This window comes from Bacillus sp. YKCMOAS1 (assembly GCF_030268125.1).
In the GTDB taxonomy this organism is placed as follows: domain Bacteria; phylum Bacillota; class Bacilli; order Bacillales; family Bacillaceae; genus Bacillus; species Bacillus safensis.
This window is the reverse complement of sequence record NZ_BSEI01000002.1, coordinates 707,785-729,291: the sequence shown is the minus strand read 5'-3', so window position 1 is coordinate 729,291 and position 21,507 is coordinate 707,785. Positions and strand designations below refer to the sequence as shown.

Annotated in this window: 29 protein-coding genes; 12 read left to right on the top strand and 17 right to left on the bottom strand. The window is 40.9% G+C overall.

Annotation, left to right across the window (positions count from 1 at the left end; all coding sequences use genetic code 11):
- Positions 1–37: 37 nt before the first annotated feature.
- Positions 38–370 carry a transcriptional regulator YodB gene (yodB, locus tag QSJ46_RS08715; protein WP_041085725.1) on the bottom strand — a complete coding sequence of 111 codons (333 nt, stop codon included), beginning with the start codon at positions 368–370 and terminating at the stop codon, positions 38–40.
- 138 nt (positions 371–508) lie between these two features.
- Here yodB and QSJ46_RS08710 point away from each other — a divergent pair, with 138 nt between their 5' ends.
- From QSJ46_RS08710 to QSJ46_RS08700, 3 genes are all read left to right on the top strand, one after another.
- A complete protein-coding gene (locus tag QSJ46_RS08710; protein WP_041085726.1) occupies positions 509–1,126 on the top strand; it encodes a nitroreductase family protein in 618 nt (205 codons plus the stop codon).
- A gap of 238 nt (positions 1,127–1,364) precedes the next feature.
- Positions 1,365–1,568, top strand: a complete 204-nt coding sequence (locus tag QSJ46_RS08705; protein ID WP_024422700.1) for a DUF3311 domain-containing protein — start codon at positions 1,365–1,367, stop codon at positions 1,566–1,568.
- Positions 1,568–3,055, top strand: coding sequence for a sodium:solute symporter family protein (locus tag QSJ46_RS08700; protein ID WP_039179321.1), 1,488 nt, complete (start codon positions 1,568–1,570; stop codon positions 3,053–3,055). Before QSJ46_RS08705 ends, QSJ46_RS08700 begins: the two co-directional genes overlap by 1 nt.
- A gap of 242 nt (positions 3,056–3,297) precedes the next feature.
- Here QSJ46_RS08700 and QSJ46_RS08695 read toward each other — a convergent pair whose 3' ends face one another.
- Complete coding sequence (locus tag QSJ46_RS08695; protein ID WP_285604567.1) at positions 3,298–4,683, bottom strand: S41 family peptidase; 1,386 nt, start codon at positions 4,681–4,683, stop codon at positions 3,298–3,300.
- Positions 4,684–4,833: 150 nt separating this feature from the next.
- Here QSJ46_RS08695 and QSJ46_RS08690 point away from each other — a divergent pair, with 150 nt between their 5' ends.
- Both QSJ46_RS08690 and QSJ46_RS08685 read left to right on the top strand, forming a co-directional pair.
- Entirely contained in the window at positions 4,834–5,532 is a 699-nt protein-coding gene (locus QSJ46_RS08690; protein ID WP_285604566.1) for a class I SAM-dependent methyltransferase, read from the top strand.
- A gap of 92 nt (positions 5,533–5,624) precedes the next feature.
- Positions 5,625–5,876 (top strand): hypothetical protein, encoded by a 252-nt coding sequence (locus tag QSJ46_RS08685; protein ID WP_048239413.1) that lies wholly within the window; start codon positions 5,625–5,627, stop codon positions 5,874–5,876.
- A gap of 50 nt (positions 5,877–5,926) precedes the next feature.
- Here QSJ46_RS08685 and QSJ46_RS08680 read toward each other — a convergent pair whose 3' ends face one another.
- From QSJ46_RS08680 to QSJ46_RS08660, 5 genes are all read right to left on the bottom strand, one after another.
- The gene (locus tag QSJ46_RS08680; RefSeq protein WP_285604565.1) at positions 5,927–6,757 is read right to left on the bottom strand and encodes a M15 family metallopeptidase; all 831 of its coding nucleotides are present in this window, start codon (positions 6,755–6,757) and stop codon (positions 5,927–5,929) included.
- A gap of 68 nt (positions 6,758–6,825) precedes the next feature.
- Positions 6,826–7,521 carry a purine-nucleoside phosphorylase gene (gene deoD, locus QSJ46_RS08675; RefSeq protein ID WP_285604564.1) on the bottom strand — a complete coding sequence of 232 codons (696 nt, stop codon included), beginning with the start codon at positions 7,519–7,521 and terminating at the stop codon, positions 6,826–6,828.
- A gap of 112 nt (positions 7,522–7,633) precedes the next feature.
- Positions 7,634–7,951 (bottom strand): hypothetical protein, encoded by a 318-nt coding sequence (locus QSJ46_RS08670; RefSeq protein WP_107163458.1) that lies wholly within the window; start codon positions 7,949–7,951, stop codon positions 7,634–7,636.
- Positions 7,952–8,005: 54 nt separating this feature from the next.
- The gene (locus QSJ46_RS08665; protein ID WP_144490254.1) at positions 8,006–8,614 is read right to left on the bottom strand and encodes a phosphatase PAP2 family protein; all 609 of its coding nucleotides are present in this window, start codon (positions 8,612–8,614) and stop codon (positions 8,006–8,008) included.
- 50 nt (positions 8,615–8,664) lie between these two features.
- Positions 8,665–8,835: a YozD family protein gene (locus QSJ46_RS08660; RefSeq protein WP_064497481.1), complete on the bottom strand. Its 171-nt coding sequence runs from the start codon at positions 8,833–8,835 to the stop codon at positions 8,665–8,667.
- A gap of 119 nt (positions 8,836–8,954) precedes the next feature.
- Here QSJ46_RS08660 and QSJ46_RS08655 point away from each other — a divergent pair, with 119 nt between their 5' ends.
- Complete coding sequence (locus QSJ46_RS08655; protein WP_255290989.1) at positions 8,955–9,089, top strand: hypothetical protein; 135 nt, start codon at positions 8,955–8,957, stop codon at positions 9,087–9,089.
- Here the strand turns inward: QSJ46_RS08655 and QSJ46_RS08650 are convergent.
- The 7 genes from QSJ46_RS08650 to cgeC form a co-directional block, all read right to left on the bottom strand.
- Complete coding sequence (locus tag QSJ46_RS08650; RefSeq protein ID WP_048239409.1) at positions 9,086–9,766, bottom strand: hypothetical protein; 681 nt, start codon at positions 9,764–9,766, stop codon at positions 9,086–9,088. The two genes, QSJ46_RS08655 and QSJ46_RS08650, sit on opposite strands and share 4 nt — an antisense overlap.
- A gap of 144 nt (positions 9,767–9,910) precedes the next feature.
- Complete coding sequence (locus tag QSJ46_RS08645; RefSeq protein WP_024422709.1) at positions 9,911–10,135, bottom strand: YozE family protein; 225 nt, start codon at positions 10,133–10,135, stop codon at positions 9,911–9,913.
- A 79-nt stretch (positions 10,136–10,214) separates the two neighbouring features.
- Positions 10,215–10,496, bottom strand: a complete 282-nt coding sequence (locus tag QSJ46_RS08640) for a YokU family protein (protein ID WP_285604563.1) — start codon at positions 10,494–10,496, stop codon at positions 10,215–10,217.
- Positions 10,497–10,498: 2 nt separating this feature from the next.
- On the bottom strand, positions 10,499–11,899 hold the full coding sequence (gene kamA / locus QSJ46_RS08635; protein WP_285604562.1) for a lysine 2,3-aminomutase: 1,401 nt from the start codon (positions 11,897–11,899) through the stop codon (positions 10,499–10,501).
- Between the two features lie 117 nt (positions 11,900–12,016).
- Complete coding sequence (locus QSJ46_RS08630; protein ID WP_285604561.1) at positions 12,017–13,393, bottom strand: sigma-54 interaction domain-containing protein; 1,377 nt, start codon at positions 13,391–13,393, stop codon at positions 12,017–12,019.
- A gap of 145 nt (positions 13,394–13,538) precedes the next feature.
- Positions 13,539–14,834, bottom strand: a complete 1,296-nt coding sequence (locus QSJ46_RS08625; protein ID WP_352230644.1) for a glycosyltransferase family 2 protein — start codon at positions 14,832–14,834, stop codon at positions 13,539–13,541.
- Positions 14,835–14,851: 17 nt separating this feature from the next.
- The gene (gene cgeC, locus QSJ46_RS08620) at positions 14,852–15,172 is read right to left on the bottom strand and encodes a spore maturation protein CgeC (protein ID WP_041085753.1); all 321 of its coding nucleotides are present in this window, start codon (positions 15,170–15,172) and stop codon (positions 14,852–14,854) included.
- Positions 15,173–15,379: 207 nt separating this feature from the next.
- On the opposite strand from cgeC, the gene QSJ46_RS08615 reads away from it, so the two are divergent.
- A complete protein-coding gene (locus QSJ46_RS08615; RefSeq protein ID WP_039179354.1) occupies positions 15,380–15,781 on the top strand; it encodes a hypothetical protein in 402 nt (133 codons plus the stop codon).
- A 15-nt stretch (positions 15,782–15,796) separates the two neighbouring features.
- The gene (locus QSJ46_RS08610; RefSeq protein WP_107163452.1) at positions 15,797–16,759 is read left to right on the top strand and encodes a CgeB family protein; all 963 of its coding nucleotides are present in this window, start codon (positions 15,797–15,799) and stop codon (positions 16,757–16,759) included.
- A 29-nt stretch (positions 16,760–16,788) separates the two neighbouring features.
- Here the strand turns inward: QSJ46_RS08610 and QSJ46_RS08605 are convergent, their stop codons facing one another.
- Positions 16,789–17,511 carry an acylneuraminate cytidylyltransferase family protein gene (locus QSJ46_RS08605; RefSeq protein WP_212039967.1) on the bottom strand — a complete coding sequence of 241 codons (723 nt, stop codon included), beginning with the start codon at positions 17,509–17,511 and terminating at the stop codon, positions 16,789–16,791.
- A 251-nt stretch (positions 17,512–17,762) separates the two neighbouring features.
- Here QSJ46_RS08605 and QSJ46_RS08600 point away from each other — a divergent pair, with 251 nt between their 5' ends.
- Entirely contained in the window at positions 17,763–18,791 is a 1,029-nt protein-coding gene (locus QSJ46_RS08600) for an SDR family NAD(P)-dependent oxidoreductase (protein ID WP_047203273.1), read from the top strand.
- 51 nt (positions 18,792–18,842) lie between these two features.
- Here the strand turns inward: QSJ46_RS08600 and msrB are convergent, their stop codons facing one another.
- Positions 18,843–19,274, bottom strand: a complete 432-nt coding sequence (msrB, locus tag QSJ46_RS08595) for a peptide-methionine (R)-S-oxide reductase MsrB (RefSeq protein WP_024422719.1) — start codon at positions 19,272–19,274, stop codon at positions 18,843–18,845.
- A complete protein-coding gene (gene msrA / locus QSJ46_RS08590; RefSeq protein WP_047203272.1) occupies positions 19,274–19,807 on the bottom strand; it encodes a peptide-methionine (S)-S-oxide reductase MsrA in 534 nt (177 codons plus the stop codon). The genes msrB and msrA overlap by 1 nt, the downstream gene beginning before the upstream one ends.
- A 138-nt stretch (positions 19,808–19,945) precedes the next feature.
- Here msrA and QSJ46_RS08585 point away from each other — a divergent pair, with 138 nt between their 5' ends.
- From QSJ46_RS08585 to QSJ46_RS08575, 3 genes are all read left to right on the top strand, one after another.
- The gene (locus QSJ46_RS08585; RefSeq protein WP_007500780.1) at positions 19,946–20,377 is read left to right on the top strand and encodes a MarR family transcriptional regulator; all 432 of its coding nucleotides are present in this window, start codon (positions 19,946–19,948) and stop codon (positions 20,375–20,377) included.
- Positions 20,378–20,431: 54 nt separating this feature from the next.
- On the top strand, positions 20,432–20,692 hold the full coding sequence (locus QSJ46_RS08580; RefSeq protein ID WP_024422721.1) for a hypothetical protein: 261 nt from the start codon (positions 20,432–20,434) through the stop codon (positions 20,690–20,692).
- Between the two features lie 121 nt (positions 20,693–20,813).
- Complete coding sequence (locus tag QSJ46_RS08575) at positions 20,814–21,479, top strand: DUF4397 domain-containing protein (protein ID WP_047203271.1); 666 nt, start codon at positions 20,814–20,816, stop codon at positions 21,477–21,479.
- Positions 21,480–21,507 lie beyond the last annotated feature (28 nt).

The window sequence follows — 21,507 nt, the reverse complement described above, 5'->3', positions numbered from 1 at the left end:
ATTCATCAGGAGTTAAAATGTTTGGGCAAACCTGAAACTAGGCTTGCTCCTTTTTGTCGTGAGTGTCTGTATACTCCCCTGCCCACCGAGATACCTCATGAAACACATCATGTAACGCATTCCCTTTTTCCGTTAAACTGTAAATGACTTTGACAGGCGTCTCAGGCAGGACAGTCCTCTCTATAATTCCTTCTTGCTCGAGCTCTTTTAAACGCTCTGCAAGCATTTTTTGACTAATAGACGGTATCGTGTCTGTGAGGTCTTTAAAACGCTTTGGACCATCAAGCAATACATGTATAATAAGCCCATTCCACCTTTTGCCTAGGAGTAAAAAAGCTTGCTGAATGTGTGGACATAATTGGAATTCCATAAATTTCAGCCTTTCTTTTCATGATTGTTTGACAAACTAACGGTGTACAATTTAAAATATGTCTAGTTACAATAAGTAAGTTTCTCACTTTTTAGTTATTGTACCATACTATTTGCAAAAACGGGAGGAAATATCCATATGGCGACCGATCAAAAAACGATTGACATCTTAAAACAAAGAGCTTCAGTAAAAGAGTATGATACTACTCATGAAATGACAAAAGAAGAGTTAACAGAGCTTCTTGAAATCACAACAAAAGCACCTTCTGCTTGGAACCTTCAACATTGGCACTTCACTGTTTTCCATAGTGCTGAAGCAAAAGCGAAGTTACTTCCAATCGCGTACAACCAAAAGCAAGTATCACAAGCATCAGCTGTTATTGCAGTTCTAGGTGACCTTGAAGCTAACCAAAATGGCGAAAAAATCTACAGTGAGCTGGCTGAACAAGGCTTTATTACTGAAGACATTAAAGAAACATTGATGACTCAAATCAATGGCGCATATCAAAGTGAGCAATATGCACGAGAAGCAGCGTATTCAAATGCTTCATTAGCTGCTATGCAATTAATGATTGCGGCAAAAGCAATGGGCTATGATACGTGTGCAATGGGTGGCTTCAGTAAAGAAGCATACATCAAAGAATTCAATGTAAGCGGCCGCTACGACCCAGTGATGCTGATTTCTGTTGGTAAAGCAGCAAAAGAAGCTCATAAAAGCAATCGTTTCGACATCGAAGAAGTATCTGATTTCCTTTAAAAATTGGCAAGGTCTCAGCTTTTATGCTGAGGCTTTTTTATTTGGTTTAAATATTATTTCTACATACTTTCTTTCACCTTCCCCCTCTTTACATCTTCACTCTTTCTCCTTTTTTAAGAATGAAAGCGTTATATTAGTATGATATCCACCAAAATGATTGTTTTTTCTGAAAATGGTCTTGTGATCTAATCTGACAACTGCTATTATTATGAAATTACAAAATATTCAGGAGGAAATCATGAACAAAAAATTGATGCTGGCACTACTTATCGCGATTCCATTCATTGGACAGCTCGCATTACTGCCATTTGCGAATCGCATTCATCCATTTGTCATCGGCCTTCCCTTTTTCCACTTCTGGCTCTTACTATGGATTGTACTCACACCAATTTGCACATTTATCATTTATAAGATGCAACATTCAAATGGAGGAACTGACTAATGCAAGGAAATTTAACAGCTTTATTGATTACTGCAAGTATTATTTTCATCGTCGTGGTCATCGGTTTTGCCGCTGGTCGTGACAAATCATCAAGACAGTCAGTAGAAGAATGGTCTGTCGGCGGAAGAAAATTTGGCGGACTGCTTGTCTGGTTCCTCGTTGGCGCAGACTTATATACAGCTTATACTTTTTTAGGGCTTACAAGTACAGCTTATACAGCTGGAAGCGTCGCTTTTTTCGCTATTCCGTATTCAGTCCTAGCTTATTTTATTGCTTATTTCTTTTTACCGAAACTATGGACGGTAGCGAAAAGTCACAACCTTACAACACTTGCCGATTATGCACGTGAGCGGTTTGACAGCAAGCTGTTATCTAGTTTGATTGCGATTGTTGGGGTACTTATGCTGATTCCTTATATTTGTCTTCAGCTGAGCGGGATTCAAGATACGTTAACTGTCGCTGGAACTAATTATATTAATGTCAATGCAGTTGTTATCATTTCATTTATTTTAGTCGCACTTTATACATTTTTCAGTGGTATTAAAGGTCCTACATATACAGCCATTATTAAGGATATTCTCGTTTGGGTGATCATGCTGTTTATGGTCGTTTCACTGCCAATTATTCATTTTAACGGCTGGACACCGATGATGAACACGTTAGCCAAAGAAGCGCCTCAGCTTCTCACGATCCCTGAAGGCGGTCCTAAGGGGATTTTATGGTTCATTACTGCTTCAGGCGTTTCTGCCCTTGCTTTGTTTATGTGGGCACATGCGGCAACTGGGGTTTTTACAGCCAAAAGCGCAGATGCCATCCGTAAAAACAGCATGTTTTTGCCTCTTTATAATATTGTATTGATTTTGGTCATCTTCCTTGGATTTATTGCCTTTTTAGTCTTACCAGAAGATACAAATCCAAGATTTGCTCTTCTTCATTTAATTCAAACATCATATGGCGGCGTGATGCAGGGGCTCGCTTATTCAACGATTGCACTGGCTTCCCTCATTCCATGCTCCATCATGGCTATTGGCGCATCGAATTTATTTGCCAATAATTTATACCGTGACTTAATTCATCCGAATGTGTCACCTAAAAGATTGACCATCATTACACGTTCGATGGTATTTATCGTCATCGGGCTCGCTCTTTTATTCGGGATGCTGTTCCCAACTGCACTTGTCACACTTCAGCTCATTGGTGTTTCAGGAATGGTCCAAATCTTCCCAGCTATTGCCATCAGCTTGTTCTGGAAAAAACAATCGAGAGAAGCAACGATTGCTGGGTTAGTCATTGGAATCATCGTCACCTTTACAGCGAATATCTCACAAGTCACGTTTGGTCTTTATGAAGGTTTTCTTGGTTTACTAGCAAACGTCGTAGTCATCTTGATTTTAAATCCATTCTTCCAAAAGAAGGTCACATCCAATTCTGTCATGAATGAACTATTTGAAAAGGATGATGAAAAAACAGAAGCGATCACAAGATAAGAAAAAGCAGTCCCCTATGAGGACTGCTTTCAGCGTGTAGACAAACCCTCGCATTCTTTGTCAGTCCTGCGCGCTGGTGCTCACGAATGTCAAATTCGCTCCGCGCCAGTGCTCGTCCTTCCTAGACTTCAAAGGTTTTCTATCACGCTGAGCTGAAAAGAAGACAAAGGGCTAAAATAAAGTTCATTTTAGCCCTTTGTCGACAATCTGAAAGCAGTCCCCTGATGAGGACTGCTTTTTCTTTATTTCATTTCTTTTTTCAAGACTTCAATGGCTTTTTTCATTTGTGTATCGTTGTTCTTTAACTTATCTTGGATCTTTGTCATCAGAACGGTCGTTGTATCTCCTGTCAGAATACCGTCTACCTTTAAATCGTTGTCTGTTTGGAAGCTTTTGACGATAGTCTGGAATGCTTGATCGTATTCACCGTTTGCTTTTGCTTTGTAGCCGAGCGCTTGGAACATTTTTTGAGCCGCTTTGACTTCATCTCCATTGTCATTTAGCTCATACGATTTTTTCGGGCTTAAGTACGGCAGCTTTGCATAACTTGGAAGAGCTGCTTTGACCTGTGGTTCGATTCCTTTTTTGTGAATCCAAGAACCGTCTGGAGTCAGCCATTTTGCAATGGTTAACTTGACACTAGAACCGTCATTATAGTTTTGCGCATTTTGAACAGTTCCTTTGCCGAACGTCTTTTCACCCACAATTTGAATGCCTGAAGACTGATGCAGAGCCGCCGCCATGATTTCAGCAGCGCTGGCTGAGCCGCCATTTACAAGAACAACTGCCGGCTGATGGACTTTGCGTTCTTTTTCAGCCTTGTACACTTGTTTCTTCCCTTTTTCTTCAACCTGCATAATGACTTTTCCTTTATCGATAAAGTCATTGCTCATTTCAATGGCTTCTGTCATAATGCCGCCTGGATTATCTCTGAGGTCAATGACAAAACCTTTTGCCCCTTTTTTCTCGAGGTCATCAATCGCTTTATCCAGCTCTTTCGATGTAGTTTCAGCAAAGGACGTAATTTGGATTTCTCCTATTTTGTCTTTTGTGAGTTTGGCATACACCGTTTCAAGCGGAATCGTGTCTCTTGTGATGGTCACATCTACATTGCCCACTCCTTGACGGTTGAGATGCAACTGGACATCCGTTCCTTTTTTTCCTCTGATGAGAGAGACTGCTTTATTGACCGACATGCCTTTGGTGCTTTTTCCATCCACTTTTAAAATATGATCATGAGGTTTCAAACCAGCTTTTTCAGCAGGAGAGCCTTTAATCGGAGCGACAATTAAAATTTGTCCATCCTTCTCTTCTACTTGTGCACCAATTCCTTCAAATGATGAAGAAATGGTGTTGTTAAATCCTTCGGCTTCCTCCTGATCCATATATGTAGAGTATGGATCATCAAGTGATCCAATCATTCCTTGGATCGCACCATCTACTAGTTTTTGATCATCCGTTTTTTCGTAATACTCATCCTTTACCTTCGTATACGCAGCCATGAGTTTACTAAACTTCTCGTCTCCAGAGACGCTGACAGCACCTTGTTTTGTGATCACAAATGTAATCGCAGAGGACAGTGCAGCAGTCACCAAAATGGCTACCACGAACTTCATTTGTTTTTTCAAAAAAACACCACCTTTATCTCCTTTCATTATTATCAAGGACGATGCTTCATCCGTCAACCAAAGGATCAACTTCTACTTGAAAAGATAAGCCATTTGCTCCTCTATTGCATAATCTTTAGAGAGGAACAGGATAAGGAAAGAAGGGATGATATGAGTGATTATGTAGAAATGCTTGCCTATTTTGGCGTATCAGGTGCCCATCCTGGCGGAATTGAGTTAACAAAAACGATGATTGAGCATATAAAACTGCCGCCTCATGCACGTATACTGGATGCCGGATGCGGTACAGGACAGACGGCCGCCTATTTAGGAAATATAGGTTATCAGGTGGAGGCCATTGATACTCATCCATTGATGATTGAAAAGGCGAACCTGCGATTCAAGCGGGAAGAACTGCCAACCCGCGCCTTAGAGGCATCCATTGAGCAGCTGCCCTTTCCAGATCAAGCGTTCTCTCTACTCATCAGTGAATCTGTTTTAAGCTTTACCAAGCTGCCTGTTGCACTCGCTGAGATCAAGCGTGTCCTTGCTCCTGGAAGCCAATTGATTGCAAATGAAGCTGTGTTAAAAGCCCCTCTTACGCCTGAAGAGATGACCGTTGTTCGGGATTTTTATGGTTTTCACTCGCTCTTGTCGCTTGAAGAATGGAAGGAGCAGTTAACAGCAGCAGGCTTCCGTGACATTCAGATTCTCTCATTCGATGAACATATGGTGCAGGAGGAACCTACAGAAATGGAATTATCTGAACACATACCACCTTCTCTTTACGAGACGCTGCAAACACACTACGATCTCATTCAAGCACACAGAAAGCAGCTAAGTCACATTCTATTTGAATGCACCGTATAAAATGAGCGAATCTCCTATATGTTTTGTCCAAACTCTATGAGGTCTCTCGCATAGGATAAGAGTGAAAAGAGTTTGTCATAAGGAGGAAAAACATGGAGCGCTACTACAAGCTTTGTCAGCAGCACATGGGGAAAGTCGCTAGAATCACTGATCGTAATGGCAGAGTACATGTCGGACGCATTGAGCGTGTGACAAACCGCAAAGTTTATATTCGTCCAGTCGGCGGGTCTCGCGGGGGCTATGGTTATGGCTATTGGGGCGGATATTATGGCTGGGGTGCAGCGTATGGCATCGGCCTCGGTTTCATTACCGGCTTCGCATTAGCAGGATTGTTCTTTTTTTAAAAGAACAATAAGAGAAGGCCTCCCGAATAGCTGGGAGGCCTTTTACTTGTTTAGATTTTCTTTACTTTGTTCATGTATTCTTCAAATGTTAAATCGTGATCATGCATCGCTTTTGCGGCTTCTTTTCCAACATAGCGCAAATGCCACGGCTCATATTCGTATTTCGTAATGTCTTCTTTTCCTTTTGGATAACGGATGATAAAGCCATATTTATAGGCGTTTTTAGCCACCCATTTGCCATCTGGCGTTTCACCAAACTTTTCAGAGATCTCAAAGCCGGCACTTTTTGAGGAAATGTCCATGGCTAAACCTGTTTGATGTTCACTTACGCCCGGTAGAGCGACTGCTTCTTGTGCTTTTTCTTTACCTTTTAATTTGACCTCACTATCAAAAATGACTTTTTGACGGTCATAGGAGCGATAGCCAGATACTGCAGCAAGCTCGAAGTTTTCCTTTTTTGCACCTTTGAATAACTTCTCAAGCGCTTCCGCTGCTTCTTTGCGAATATATCGCTTTTCAATATCTTCCGAAAAAGAGAATTCTACTTTTGGTACAACGAGATCAGAAGGTTTATAGGTTCCTGGTAATGCATATTCTTTGTTGACAAGTGCTAGCACATTTTCAGGATTTTGAATGGTTTTCAGACCGCTCACAACCTTGATGTCATTGAAATATTCACTCTTTAACGTCAGCTCTTGATTCGATGAATCTGCCGTATCGTTTGAGTTGTGCTGGGGAGAAGAACTTGCTGCGTTTTTTTGTTCGTTTGTTTTGTTTGATTCAGATGTACCGCTTTTTTGATCCAGCAACTGGCAGCCTGATAATGCGGCTGTCAAACCAAGAATCGATGCGATTGAGAGTATTTTGTAGCTTTTCTTCATGACATACCTTCCTTTTGCTCTTCTAAAAAAATAAAGATGCGCTACATAGTAGCACACCCTTTATACTATTATAAAACGGAGTCTAGCGCAATTAAGATCATTTCATCAAACGTTGTTTGACGCTCTTCAGCCGTTGTTTCTTCTCCTGTTAGAACATGATCACTCACTGTCAAAATGGATAACGCTTTTCGATCAAATTTTGCTGCAAGAGAATAAAGAGCGGTTGTCTCCATTTCGATCGCTAGGATACCATACTGAGCCATGAGCTCAAGTGGTTTTTCATTGTAAAATTGGTCTGCTGTAAATACATTTCCGACACGTACAGCGACATTTTTTTCTTCTGCAGTGTCGTAGGCTTTCTTGAGCAGGCCAAAATCAGCGCATGGCGCATAATCAATCGGTCCAAATGCCACACGGTTCATTTGTGAATCTGTTGATGATGTCTGCGCTAAAATGACGTCACGTACATTGACATCCCTTTTGATAGCTCCGCAAGATCCAACGCGAATTAAATTTTGAACATCATAGCTTTGAATGAGTTCATTCACATAAATTGAAATAGATGGTACGCCCATCCCAGTGCCCTGTACAGAAACACGTTTTCCTTTATAGGTTCCAGTATAGCCATACATCCCGCGCACTTCGTTATAGCACTTAACATCTTCTAAATATGTATCTGCAATATATTTCGCACGAAGCGGATCGCCTGGCAGCAATACCGTTTCTGCAATTTGTCCTTTTTCTGCTCCAATATGTACACTCATTTTTTAGCCTCCACTTACGTTTACTATGTATTTTATCCTATTTATTATAAACGATAGAGCTTAAAAAAGAAAATACCAGCTGGATCTCAAGCTGGCATCATTCATCATCTATTTAGCCTATCGTCATTAGTCGTTCACTGCGTTTCCATCCTGCCGGAGAAAGCTGATAATAGCACTTCCCCTTTTTCCTATCATCAATCACAACAATATCGCCAGTTGTGATAAACCGCGCATTGTAATCATTAGGGACTGTATCTTGTACATTAAATGTCGAGAATGCTTTCTCCAGTACATCAAGGTGTGTTCTGCCGCCAATCTTTGTCCGGTACACAGGCTGATGCCCACTTGCAGCGCCATATTCAGGTGTTTGATAAATGGTTAAGTGAAATGCTGAAGGTTTCTTTTGAAAAAATCTCAACGTCAATTGCATTCAAATCCCTCCCCTTTTATATAAAATTGGCTGGGATCTGTCAATTTCCTTCTTCTATTTTTGTCGAATGACAGGCAATCTTTCGTCAATCTTTTTACAAATGAGAAATAAAGCGAGTCCTATCGCAAAGCCTCCAGCGACATCTGTCAAATAATGCACGCCAATATACATCCGGCTGATGCCAATGACTAGGACGCCCAGTCCTGTGAGCAAATAGACAATTTTCTGTCGTTCTTTCAGCCATGGAATCATCTCAACTAATAGATAAGCCATAAAAGGATAGATGGTGGCTGCATTCATCGAATGTCCACTCGGAAAGCTGTAATACGTTTCACCTACAAGATGATCAAAGGCCGGACGCTCCCTAGCAAAAAGCCCCTTTAATTCATGATTGATTGTTTTTTCTGTAAGATATAATAGAAAAAGCATCATGATAGAGTAGTAGCGCTTATACATAAACAATACCACACTAAAAATGAGCATGATTGGAACGAGCAGCGCGCTGATGCCAAAGTCTGTCAAAGCCAGCATGACATCATTTAAAAAAGGGAGTCTGATGCTTTCAAACCATAAGATGATCTGGTTGTCCAAATCTTGAAAAGCCCCAGATACCATAAGCGCAGCAATGGCGCCAAATAAAATGAAAAGAAATAGGATGTACACGCGAAGGATTCCCCTCCCTCTCTCTTCAGAATCTCTTCAAAGTATAGTGCCTACCACGCCTCTTCTTCAACTATCATTGCTTTTTTCAGCATATATTCAAATGTAATGTCAGCCAGCTCAAATGTTTCAAGCTCAGCAGGTATGTACCCTCTTTTGATCAGCTCCATGTAGAAGAACTCCGCAATTTCCTCTGTATCAATCACCAAATCTGCTTCTTTCATTGCATTCCGCCTCCTTTTTTATGATGTATGAACGCCAGCTGTTTTTTATTACAGTTTGTCATAATGGCTCATTCCATACATATAAATGCAGTAAACAAAAAGAAAAGGGGCTTGAGGCAATGAAATGGTTAAGCATATTAGATGGAGAAACATTTGATCAGGTGATGGGCCGTATCTTGAGGGGATGGTTTTATGTGATTGCATTTTTTTGTGTGCCTTATTTTTTATTCGTGTTAGGACAAGTCTTTCTTTAACCAAAATGTTCGTGTAAACTTTCCAAAATAAAATCCATCATATCCTTATATTCTGGATCTTTGAAAAATTCGTAGAGAATTTTATAATCATTATAGATATCAAGAAGCTCATCCACTATAGATACAGCGAGAAATTCAAGTGAAGCTTCGCTTTCTTGTTTCTCTTCTAGCTGCAATAGAGCTGTTTGAACCATATCTTCTTCAAACTCTTTTGAGGTTTCTCCGACGTAATGCACAAAAAGAAGCTGATGAACAAACTGGTCCATCTCATATTTCCTTAGGACAAGCGTTAAATCTTCCTCTTCTGTTTCCAGCCACTCTCCGTCTTTTAGCCTCGTGAGTTCATAAATGACATCTTCCCAGCCATCTTCAAGGTAGCGCCAAATTTCAGTCCGATGACCGATGATTTTAAATAGCTCTTTTCCGTAATCTTTTACATATACAACATCGCCAATGAGGAACTCATATTCAATGTCCAGCTTTTCTGTATCGACAATCACCCCGCTATACTCATCGTAAAGCTGAAGTGATGTTTCAAAATAAAGCACCTCATTATGATTGACCTCATATAAATAGTGCTGGTCAATTTGATGGACTTTTGTAATCGTTCCGACTGTGCCGTACATGACAACGACGACAATATCCCCTACTTGATATTTTGGTGCTTTCGCCTTCATTCTGTCTCCCCCTTGCCCGACTTTTGGTCTTAACGTATCGTATGCCGGCGCAAGGAATTCTGCATGGGCAACCACACCATGCAAAACGCCATTTTATTTCTTATAAAAAAACCGCTTCTCCCATATGGAACAAGCGGTTGTGTGTTATTTTTTTTTGACTTCTACTTCGTATTGCTCAAACGCTTCGTCAAATGTTGTCATTGAGCTTAAATAATCACCATTTAATTCTAAATAAGCACACAGCTCATGATAATCTGTGGAAGCTTTAGGAAAGCTGTGATCCTCATACGCAGCATTTGCAAAATGGCTGATTTCATCTTTCGGTTTTGGATGTCTGAACTTCATTAAATAATGGTAAAACGACTTCACCTGTTTTTCCCTCCGCGACACTCTATTTTGTTGTTATATTATACAGCAATTTGATGACTTGTATAGGCGGAGGTACAACTTATGAAGAAAAGTCAAAGTAATTTCGCTTTAATAACCGCTCCATGCTCATTAATTCTTCATAGGAGATTTTTTCTGGAAGTTTTGTCTGGTCCACTAAAATTAATTGATCTTCAATCTCTTTGACCGTCTCATCCTTTTGATAGGTCATACCGCAGTGCGTGCAGGAGATGGACGGCGTATTGATGATTTCAATTGATTGTGTGCCCGTGATCAGTTCCCAATAGACTGTTGTCTGCTCAGCATTTGCTTTGTTTTCCTCACACCAATCACATGTCAGCAAGGCTATTTCTCCTCCTTCACGGTTTGTTCTTTTTTGAGCTGCGCTTGATATTTCTTCTCTTTTAATTCATCCCGTTTTTCACGTTTGTTTTTGAGTGTGTCGTGTTCTGGATTTGTCTCATATGCTTCTCTACGTTTCATTCGGTTTAAATTCTCAGGCGTAAACGATCTCGCTTCATCCTGAAATAGTGCGGTAACACCAATTGCAGGTTCTTGTTTCTCTTCATAAATTTCATTGAAATACGCATCTGCCTGGCCTGCGACGTAATGCTCTGGTTCTGGATAAGAGGTGATGACACCTTCAAAGTTACGAAGGACGACTTTGTCAGGGCTTTGCGATAATAAATAATTTGGCTGTAAGGCGATTTTCCCTCCGCCTCCTGGCGCATCTACAACAAAGCTTGGCACTGCATAACCACTCGTATGTCCTCTTAAGCCTTCAATGATTTCAAGCCCTTTTGATACCGGCGTTCTAAAGTGGCCAATGCCCTCAGATAAATCACATTGATAAATATAATATGGTCTGACCCGAATCTTCACAAGGTCGTGCATCAGCTTCTTCATAATCGGCACACTGTCGTTAATACCTGCAAGGATGACGGCCTGATTCCCTACAGGGACACCGGCATTCACAAGACGTTCGCACGCTTCTTTTGCTTCTTTTGTAATTTCAATACTTGTGTTGAAGTGAGTATTCAGCCAAACTGGGTGATATTTTTTCAATATCTCGCACAGCTCATCTGTTATACGCTGCGGAAAGACAACCGGCGCGCGGGTTCCAATCCGAATGATCTCAACGTGCGGAATGTCTCTTAAGTTTTTCAAAATGTATTCAAGCACTTGATCATTGATTAACAGCCCATCTCCACCAGAAATTAACACGTCCCGCACCTCTGGTGTTTCTCTAATATATCCAATGGCAGCATCTAATTGCTTTTTCGGCACACCCATACCAATCTGACCGGAAAAACGTCTTCTCGTACAATAGCGGCAGTACATCGAGCACTGATTTGTCACAAGAAACAGCACGCGATCTGGGTACCGGTGCGTGAGCCCCGGGACAGGTGAGTCCTCATCTTCATGCAGCGGGTCTTCCAGATCATATTTTGTTTTATGAAGCTCTTCTGCAATTGGCACAGATTGCATACGTATTGGACATCTTGGATCGTCTGGATTCATCAGTGAGGCATAGTAGGGTGTAATGTTGAGTGGAATGGTTTTGGTGGAAATCTTCACCCCTTCTCGTTCCTCTTCTGTTAAGTTTACGATTTTTTCTAAATCCTCAAGCGTTTTCACGGTATGCGTCAGCTGCCAAATCCAGTCGTTCCACTTTTCCTCAGGTACATCCTTCCAAAGCTCAATGTCCTTCCAGTGACGCGCCGGTTCATACAATTTCTGATTCATATCCATTCCCCCTATCAGCATTCACTTTATACTATGCAAGTTATGTGCCAACATGGGAAAATGCCCCTATTCTTTACAAAAGGAGCTTTACCCGTCATATTCAATTGGATGCTGTGCCTAGATTTCGGCATCTGCATATTTCTTCAGTTTATATTGCAGCGTTTGTCGAGGGATTTTTAAGGCGGCGGCGGTTTTTTTAATATTCCCATTATGCTGATGTAAAGCTTCTTGAATCAATGTTTGTTCAAATGAAGACACTTGATTTTTTAAGGAGGATTCAGATGTTTCCTTTTCCAGTTTTTGCTCACGTAAATTAGTCGGAAGGTATAGAGGGGTGATCTCTTCCGCTTCCTTTGGCATCATCAACACGGCATGCTCTATCGTATGTTTTAATTCTCTAACATTCCCAGGCCAGTGGTGCGCCATAAACAATCGTTCCGTTTCTTCAGAAAGGCGTGTGACGTTTTTTGAAAACTGCTGATGATAGGTTTGAATGAAGTGGCGGGATAGCAGCGTGATATCTTGCTTTCTCTCACGAAGCGGCGGAATATGAAAAGATGATACATGCAGTCTATAAAATAAATCTTCTCTTAAAATTTGCTTTTTCACTGCTTCGAATGGGTCCATATTGAGCGCAGTAATGAGCCGAACATCCACTTGTATGGACTTTGCATCACCGATGCGGCGGACAACGCCATCTTCTAACACACGTAATAATTTCGTCTGAAGCGTGAGAGGCATCGCTTGCAGCTCATCAAGAAAAAGCGTGCCCCCATCAGCCAATTCGAAAAGTCCCTTGCGATCAATTGCGCCCGTATAGCTCCCTTTGACAGATCCAAACAATAGACTTTCAAGTAATGTTTCTGGGAGTGCTGCGCAGTTTTGCGGAATAAACACTTGGTTTTTTCGGTCAGATTCATGGACAATGGCTTGAACGAGCACTTCTTTTCCTGTCCCAGTTTCTCCGTAGACAACAACTGATGACGGATAAGCAGCTGCTTTTTTTGCCCTTTCAAGCATTTCTTTTAAAAGCGGATCATTTGTTAAAAATGAAGCAAAATCATGCATTTGTTCTACCCCATCCACGTCATATGTTCGCTTTTTTTGATCTAAACGATTGGAAAGGGCTGACAGCTTGGATACATCTTTTGCGACTTCGACCGCACCTATTAACTCGTTATCTTCAATAATAGGCAATGTCGTGTTCACTGTTTCAATTTTTTCTCCGTTTTTATTCAAATAGGTTTGCAGCGAATGATAAATGGGCTTTCCTGTTCTCAACACATGCATAAGCGTACTTGTTTTTTCAGTTAAAGAGGGATACACATCAAGGATGTACTTGCCAATCACCTCTTCTTTTTGTAAACAGTCAAACTTAGCGGCATTATGATTGTAAAAAATCGTCATCCCTTGATCATCTACAACGTGAATGGCTTCATCGATGGCTTCTAAAATTAATTCAAACCAATCTGCTCTTTCGACAACTTTCCCCATTCTTTCCCCCTCACTTTCAGTGCCAAAAAACCGGCATCAATTGCCGAGTTTTCAGCGGCTTGATCATTTCTAAATGGTTCCCTGTCTTTTTCATGTTTCGCTTTTTCCTTTCTACTTCCTGCAAAAATTTTAAAAAGCACCCCTCTTATGAGGAGTGCTTTCGCCCGGATGTTTGATAAAGAGACATATCGAATTCTTGCAGCGATTCCCTATACAGCGGAACAATCGACTTTCCTTCCTGAAATAACGTAAATTGGGACGGGTACAGATTAATCGGCTGATGATAAAAAGCAAACCGCTTCACCACCTCAGGATCAATACGGCAAAAGGCATGATGCACAAGTAAATAAACATCTTGTTTCCATTTAAACAGCCGCCTGTTTGGCGGACTGAATACAGGAGAAACTTTGATGATATCGCCATCCTCAAATGACTGAAGCTGGTCATTTGAAATCGTATAGGTCTCCTTTGGGTGAAACTGAAAATATTGCACGTCACGTTTTGAAGCAAACCTTCTTTTTTTCTGTTTTTCAATATAAAAGAACGTTTTCCCCTGATCTGCGGTGACAACTGTATAATTGGGTACTGCCAGCTTCTCTTTTATTTCATATTTCATCTCACATAATAGCGGAACACGGATCGCACGCCTGTTCTTTTCATTGATCCAGCGCTTTTCAATTCCATGAAGTTTCCCGTCTGCGATTTGATAATAATCCCCTTCTTTTTCAATGATCGTTCCGTCAATTAAATCATACGGCATACTCGAAAACTGATGATGAAAGGAATGGGGCGTTTTATATGTTGTATCCAGTACAGCTTTTAATGGAAAAAACGAAGCGAAATGATTCAGCCTCATCCAAAAAACAGAATCTGCATGATGCCAGTGCTTTGGCTCATCATCCCAATATTGTCCGTATTTTTCATGAATCAGTGGAAGCAAGCGGCTTCTGTGCATGACCGAACAATGGTCCACTTGAAAGGACGCATGCTCTAAGATTTGATCTGCTTCTCGAACAAAACTCATCGTTTCCACTAAATGCTGATTCACATGCACGACCCGCTGCGAGGAATACACAATATCTATATGAGGCTTCGACCGAAAAACATCCACCATTTTAAGCAAACGATCTTTATGGTACACGGTATCATCGGTTAAATAACAAATGAGCTCACCTGTTATACGGGTTAATGCTTCATTAATAAGCGTCGCATATCGTGCGGTTAACAGCCGATTTGCCGGATGAACCTTGTGCGAATACAGCTGAATGCGTCCATCACTTAAATAGGGCTGGATCTTTTGAATGGTGCCCTGTTCTGAGCCATCATCCATAATCAAAAGCTCCCAATGCGGATACGTTTGTTCTACCATACTCTTTAGCACACGATCAATGAAATCTGGTTTATTGTAGCTTGTTAAAATCACCGATACTTTCATGATCATTATCCTTTTTGATTAGTTTAAAATGCCCCCCAGCTGACAATGTTCACAAAAGGAACACTCACTCTTAGCTGATTTGTCGCGTTTTTAAAGACCGCGACCGTATCAAACAATTGCACGACAACCACGTTTTGAAGTACATCTCCATTGACTAAATGAACACGCGGCACTGGAATGCCAAGCTCAAGCCATGGACGAAGTAATTCTTTGATGTCTGACACATTCTCTTCCTCACTTTCTTCTAAAAGGCGAAGAAGAAGTAAAATCAAGATGACTTCAAGCACTCCTTCCGACTCTAGTAATTCTTCGTTCCAACCATCTAATAATTGTTCAAATTCCATTCATAATCCCTCTCTCTTCACATTTAATCTTTACTAGAGTATGAGCGCCACTTCATTTAGCCTCAGCATTTGAAAACATTTTTAAAAATGTGTGAAGTGATTAATTGAAAAAAAGAATCAGGAATCAGCGTTCTGCTTATGCCAAAAAAAATGAACGGCATATACATAGGGGTGAGTTTGAATTGATGAAGAAAGGATGGGGAAAAAATGAGCGAAAAGCGTGCTGAATTAAAAAAAGAACTATTGAAAGTGTTTTTCAAACCAATTACTCATGCATTAACAGCTAATCTCGAAGAAGGAGGAGTTCAAGTGGAAGAGAAATTGAACGATTTATTAAGTGAAGTGGCAGCTGAGGCATCACCTTCAGATTCTGCTACAACACTCGATGTATCTCAGCCAGCAAGATGGATCTTTGCAAGACTTGCACCAGGAACAGTCATTAGTATTGTCACTGACTCAGGAGATTTAATTGGGCCAGTTCAATTTGTATCATTCGATGCTTCAACAGGTGTTGTATTTGTTACACAAGAAAGCTCTGTCACACCTACCGGCTCAGCAACGACTCTTTTAGATGTAGATAAAGTTGAAAGTGTTACATTCACATCTTAATGTGAGAGGGTCATCATGAAGCTTCTTTATATCAGTTCTGGCTACGGCGGAATCTATCACATGTTTGATCAATGGGTAGAAGAAAGCTTCATTGATTCCCCCTTTTCATTTGTAAAGATTGATAGAGAATCTCTACCCACTAACATGCACAAAATCCGGACATTTTCTCCGGATTTTGTTTTGATGATGATCGGTGATCATGTTCCGAAAGATGTACTTCATCAATTCAAACAAGAAAAAATTCCGATTGTTCTTTGGATGACAGAAGATCCTTTTTATACTGATATATCAGCTGCTTGCGCACGTGATGCTCAGCTTATCTTAACGATTGATGAAGGGATTTTGCCATTTTACAAACAATTAGGCGCCGAAAATACACACTACTTTCCCATTCCGACAAATACACGTGTCTTTCAGAAAAATGAATCACCAGATGAGATGTGCACGTTTGACATTGCACTCATTGGCTACCCTTATCCCAACCGAATCAAAGCCATCGATACACTCTTAAAGCAAAACAAATGGCGTATTCTCGTTGCAGGTAAGGAATGGCACCGTCACTTAAATAAATCACGGAGACATTATCGTGATTTCACCCTTATAACGAATTGGCTGAGTCCTCAGCAAATGGCGGACATCTATCAACAGACAGCGATTGTCCTGAATCCGCATAGGCCGTCTCAATTTGTATATAACAAAAATAAAGCCATGATTCAAAATATGAGCCTCAATAACAGAGCATTTGACATTGCTGCAACTGGAAGTTTTCAATTGACGGATCTACATCCGCCGCCTACTTTTTCAAGCTTTGCTTTTTACAAAGATGAGGACGATTTGATCAAACAGGTGGAATACTATGGATCAAATGCAGGTGAAAGAAAGGCGGCCGCACTGAACAACTACGAGCAAGCCGTTCGCTGGAATACATTTGATACGATGCCGCAAAGGCTTTATGAAATCGTAAAAAGCGCCCTATAACTGGGCGCTTTTTCTTATTGAAGGCCAGCTTATGCATGATCTTCTGCATCTCGGCGAGCCAATAAGACGTGCTCGGCCTCTTTCCGGTCTGCCTCCTGTTTCACCACAAGCGACCGCGTGTGATCCATCATATATGCTCCGACAGACCCTTCTAAAAAGGAATGAATGCATTCTTTGGCATAATGAGCATGAAAAGCATATACCGCACCATTTAGGCGGCCATACGTATATGGCTGCTCATGCTTTGGCATGAAAAAGTAATGATTGTCCTTATATAAAGTAGCTTCATTGTTTTCATGCAGTGTCCAAGTTTCATTTGGGTTTTCTAACGCCTCTGTAAAAGATGCGGTGCAGTCATATCCCCCCTCCACTAAAAGCTGCAAGCACTTCTCGATATCTGCCGGCTGTCTTAGAGGAGACGATGGCTGCAGAAATAGCACAATATCAAAAGTTTTCCCCTCCCGCTCTAAATAAGCAAGCGCATGCTTCACAGCTAACAGCGACGGCGTTTGTTCTGTTACATGTGTACTTGGCAATTCAATCACATTTGCTCCGTAGTGAGATGAAATGATTTGCGTATTGACATCCTCTGAGGAGACGATGACTTCATCTAACTCAATCATTTGCAAAAGCGGCTGAATGGTCCAATAGATAAGCGGCCGCTCTGCCAATATGCGTATATGTTCATCATGCTGGCCGTCGTGACTTCTAAATGCAGGTATCATAGCTAAAATACGATTTCCCCTATACATGTCTTCTCTTCTCCCCTCGCTCACAGCTCCCTTACAATTTTCTTCTCTGACCGAGCTGATCGCAGTACTGAAGTAATCAGGTCTCTCGTTTTTCTAGTTAATCTCTTATCTCTCCATATTCTATTAAGACGGCAAGCAGATGGTTATAATTTGTTCACCTAATTTATACATGAAGTGGTTCTTTTCCTCAAACGAATGCCGCTCTTTCACATATGATGCAAAGTAGAGAAATGAGAGTTGGGGGATTAGATATGTCCAATCAGATAGAAACGACTTTGAAGACCTTTTTTCGTGACAAAACGATATTAGTTACAGGCGGAACAGGATCCATCGGCCGGCAAATCGTGAATAAATTAACAAGCTGCTCTCCAAAAAAGGTAATCGTCTTCAGTAAAGATGACAGCAAACAATACATGATGAAAAATGAGTACGCAGATCATCCAGAGGTCGTATTCGCTTTAGGAGATGTCCGGGATGCAAGCCGCGTGAGACAGCTCGTCAAAGGTGTAGATATCATTTTTCATGCAGCGGCCTTAAAACAAGTACCCACTTGTGAAGATAATCCGTTCGAAGCCGTTCAAACGAATATCATCGGCGGGCAGCACGTCATTGAAGCCGCCCTCGAACATGAAGTGAGTCATGTTGTCAACATTTCAACTGACAAAGCAGTTTCTCCGACTAATGCCATGGGTGCAACAAAATTGATTTCAGAAAAATTATTTTTCCAAGCAAACGAAAGTATTCCGAATCAAAAAACCAAGTTTTGCTCTGTACGCTTTGGCAATGTCCTTGGATCTAGAGGTTCCGTCATTCCGATCATGCTCCAGCAGCTATTAAATGAAAAACCTTTAACCGTGACTGATCCTCATATGACACGTTTTTTTATGTCCATTGAAGAAGCTGTTTCCCTCACACTTCAAGCAGCAATCATGATGAAAGGCGGCGAAACTTTCATTCTCAAGATGGAGTCCTTACAGCTTGCCGATCTCTTAAAAGCATTTCATGAATATGCCGCCCAAATCAATGCTAAATCTCCAGATGTACTTGTAGTCGGAAAAAGACCTGGCGAAAAGCTTCACGAGGAGCTCACATTCCCGCACGAAGCAGATGCACTCTTTGAACATGAACAATTTTATGCCATTTTACCGAGACCACATTTGTACCCTGCCTTTCAAAAAGTCGACTTAACGAATTACACCTCAAAAGAAGCACCGCTCATTACAAAAGAAAAGCTGTTCCACATCATCGAACAATTACATCATACACACCATAAAAAATAAAAAATCGTCACACGGAAGCAAATGCTTTCCATGTGACGATTTTTAAATGAATCAATCAAATAGATGTTTCAAATCCCCATAGCCTTCTTTTTCAAGATCATCCTTTGGGATAAACTTCAAAGCGGCTGAGTTAATACAATACCGAAGACCGTTTGGCCCTGGTCCATCAGGAAAAACATGGCCAAGATGAGAATCAGCTGTTTTGCTGCGAACCTCTGTCCGCACCATTCCATGACTCGTATCAACCTTCTCTGCTACTTCTTCCTCTTCAAGCGGTTTTGTAAAACTTGGCCAGCCGCAGTGGGCATCAAACTTATCTAAAGAAGAAAACAGCGGCTTACCTGAAATGATATCCACATAAATACCTTCTTCTTTATGATCCCAAAATTCATTTTGAAATGGCGGCTCTGTACCATTATTTTGAGTGACTTCGTACTGCATGCGGTTTAATTCTTTTATACGCTTTTCTTTTTCATTTGCCATTATTTATCACTCCAATGGGACTCAATAAAACCGGCTCTGCCCGAACCGACATGATATCGTTCGTAGTGCATTTTGTTTTTCTTATAATAATGCTGATGATATTCCTCTGCTGGATAAAAAGGACCTGCATCTAAAATTTCTGTCACGATTGGCTTTTTGAAAACCCCGCTTTGGCTCAGCTGCTCTTTCGATGCTTCCGCTAGCTTTCGCTGCTCGTCATGATGAACATAAATACCAGTACGGTAAGATTCTCCTCTATCACCAAATTGCCCACCATCGTCTGTTGGGTCTATTTGCTGCCAATACAGTTCTAGCAGCTTCTCATACGGGAACACGTCAGGATTAAACGTGATTTGAACCGCTTCTCTATGTCCCGTTGTATTTGTACATACTTCCTCATAGGTCGGATTCACTGTATGTCCGCCAGTATACCCTGATTCAACTTTGATAATGCCCGGCTGTTCATCAAAAGGTTTAACCATACACCAGAAGCAGCCTCCTGCAAATGTGGCTAATTCTTGTTTTTCAGACATATTAGTGCCCCCTTCATTTAAAAAATGGTATCATCATATTATAACATGATAAAAAATAATGAAAATGATACGACTTGTATACCTAAAATAAAAGAAAGCATTCTGTCGTATCTTTAAAATATAATGGGGGTTTAATGATTGGAACAAAGAAAACAAATGATGTACGAAATGGACACTTTACTGAGAACCGTATTTAAGCAGATCCGTTATGAAATTAACAGCCTGCTCGAAAACGAATTATCTCGGAATGAATTTCTTATTTTAAATCTGCTCCGTGAGCAAGGTGCAAAAAAAGTAACGGAATTCGCTTCCATTCTTGGAGTGTCGGCAAGTCATATTACCGCTGTGACTGACACACTCGTAGAAAAAGGCTGGATCACCCGTATCCGTTCAAAAGAGGATCGTCGCATCATCAAAATCCACTTAACCGATAAGGGTAAGGAAATTACTGAGCATTTTGAGAAAAAGAAAACAGAATACTTTATGGAGCGATTTGAGTCATTTGATGACGAAGAACTCAAAACGATGATCAAATTATTTAAAAAGCTGGATAAAAGTCAAAAGGATTAAGCATAGATTTTAGCGCTTAGGACATGCTACGGATAAAAAGAGGTGGAATGAACCATGACTAGCCCTTATCTTTGTCCAAACTGTAAAACAAACAGAACGCGCTTTAATCTCATTGAGCAGCTTTCAGAACCTGTAAAGCTAGATCCAGCGACAGGAGCAGTTGTTGAAAGATACGAAGGAGAGCAGCTGTCCCCTTTTCACTTGAGCTATCAAGGTCCTCAAATGAAGGTCCAGTGCGGCGTTTGTGGTTTAATTGAGGATGAAAAAACGTTCATTAAACTAGCTGAATATCATCAATATTCTTCTCCTTCTTAACATGCCGGCCTGACGTATTCCGTCAGGCTTTTTTCTTTGCTTCTTTTGCCTATACAGATCGTCTTTTTCATGCATACGCTACAAAAAACACCATTTGTATAAGAAAGAAGGGATTGATGACATGCAGCAGCTCTTTTATCATGACTTTCCATATCGGCCATTCACTGCCGCCTATGAGCATCTTCAAAGCAGCCCTTCATCAAAAGCCTTTATTCGATTATTTCACGCTGCACCAGATCTCAGTGAGCTTGCTGTTTATGTGAACCGGAAGCAGCTGATGAAAACAATGCCTTACAGCCATTTGACCGCTTATACGGAATGGGATGAGGGAATGTATGAAATAGAAGTGTTCAAACTGGCTACAAATGAAAAAATTCTTCATTCTCGCATTCAATTTAAGAGTGGCGAGGTCTATACACTCTGTATCACAGGTGCTCGTGCAGGCTTTGCACTGCTGACTGAGCAGCAGACTACTTTGATCAAACAAGAAGACCTGTCAGCACTTACATTTGTACAGCTGTCTCCAGACCTTCCTTCCATAGATATATATGAACGAGACCAAGGGATCATATCGAAGGAACTTGATTATGTAAACAGTACCCACATTCATCATTTCTCCCCGAATAAATATCATTTTGAATTGAAAGCCACCGGCACTCAAAGTGTACTGCTTGATATCCCCAAAGTTCATTTGCAAACAAAGCGCGCATACCTGATTCTGCTTCATGGATTTGCTAACGGAGAACCTGAACTTATGGCGAAGGTCGTCTTGTCTCAGCAACTATAAAAAAGAGCCTTTCCTCAATGGAAAAGGC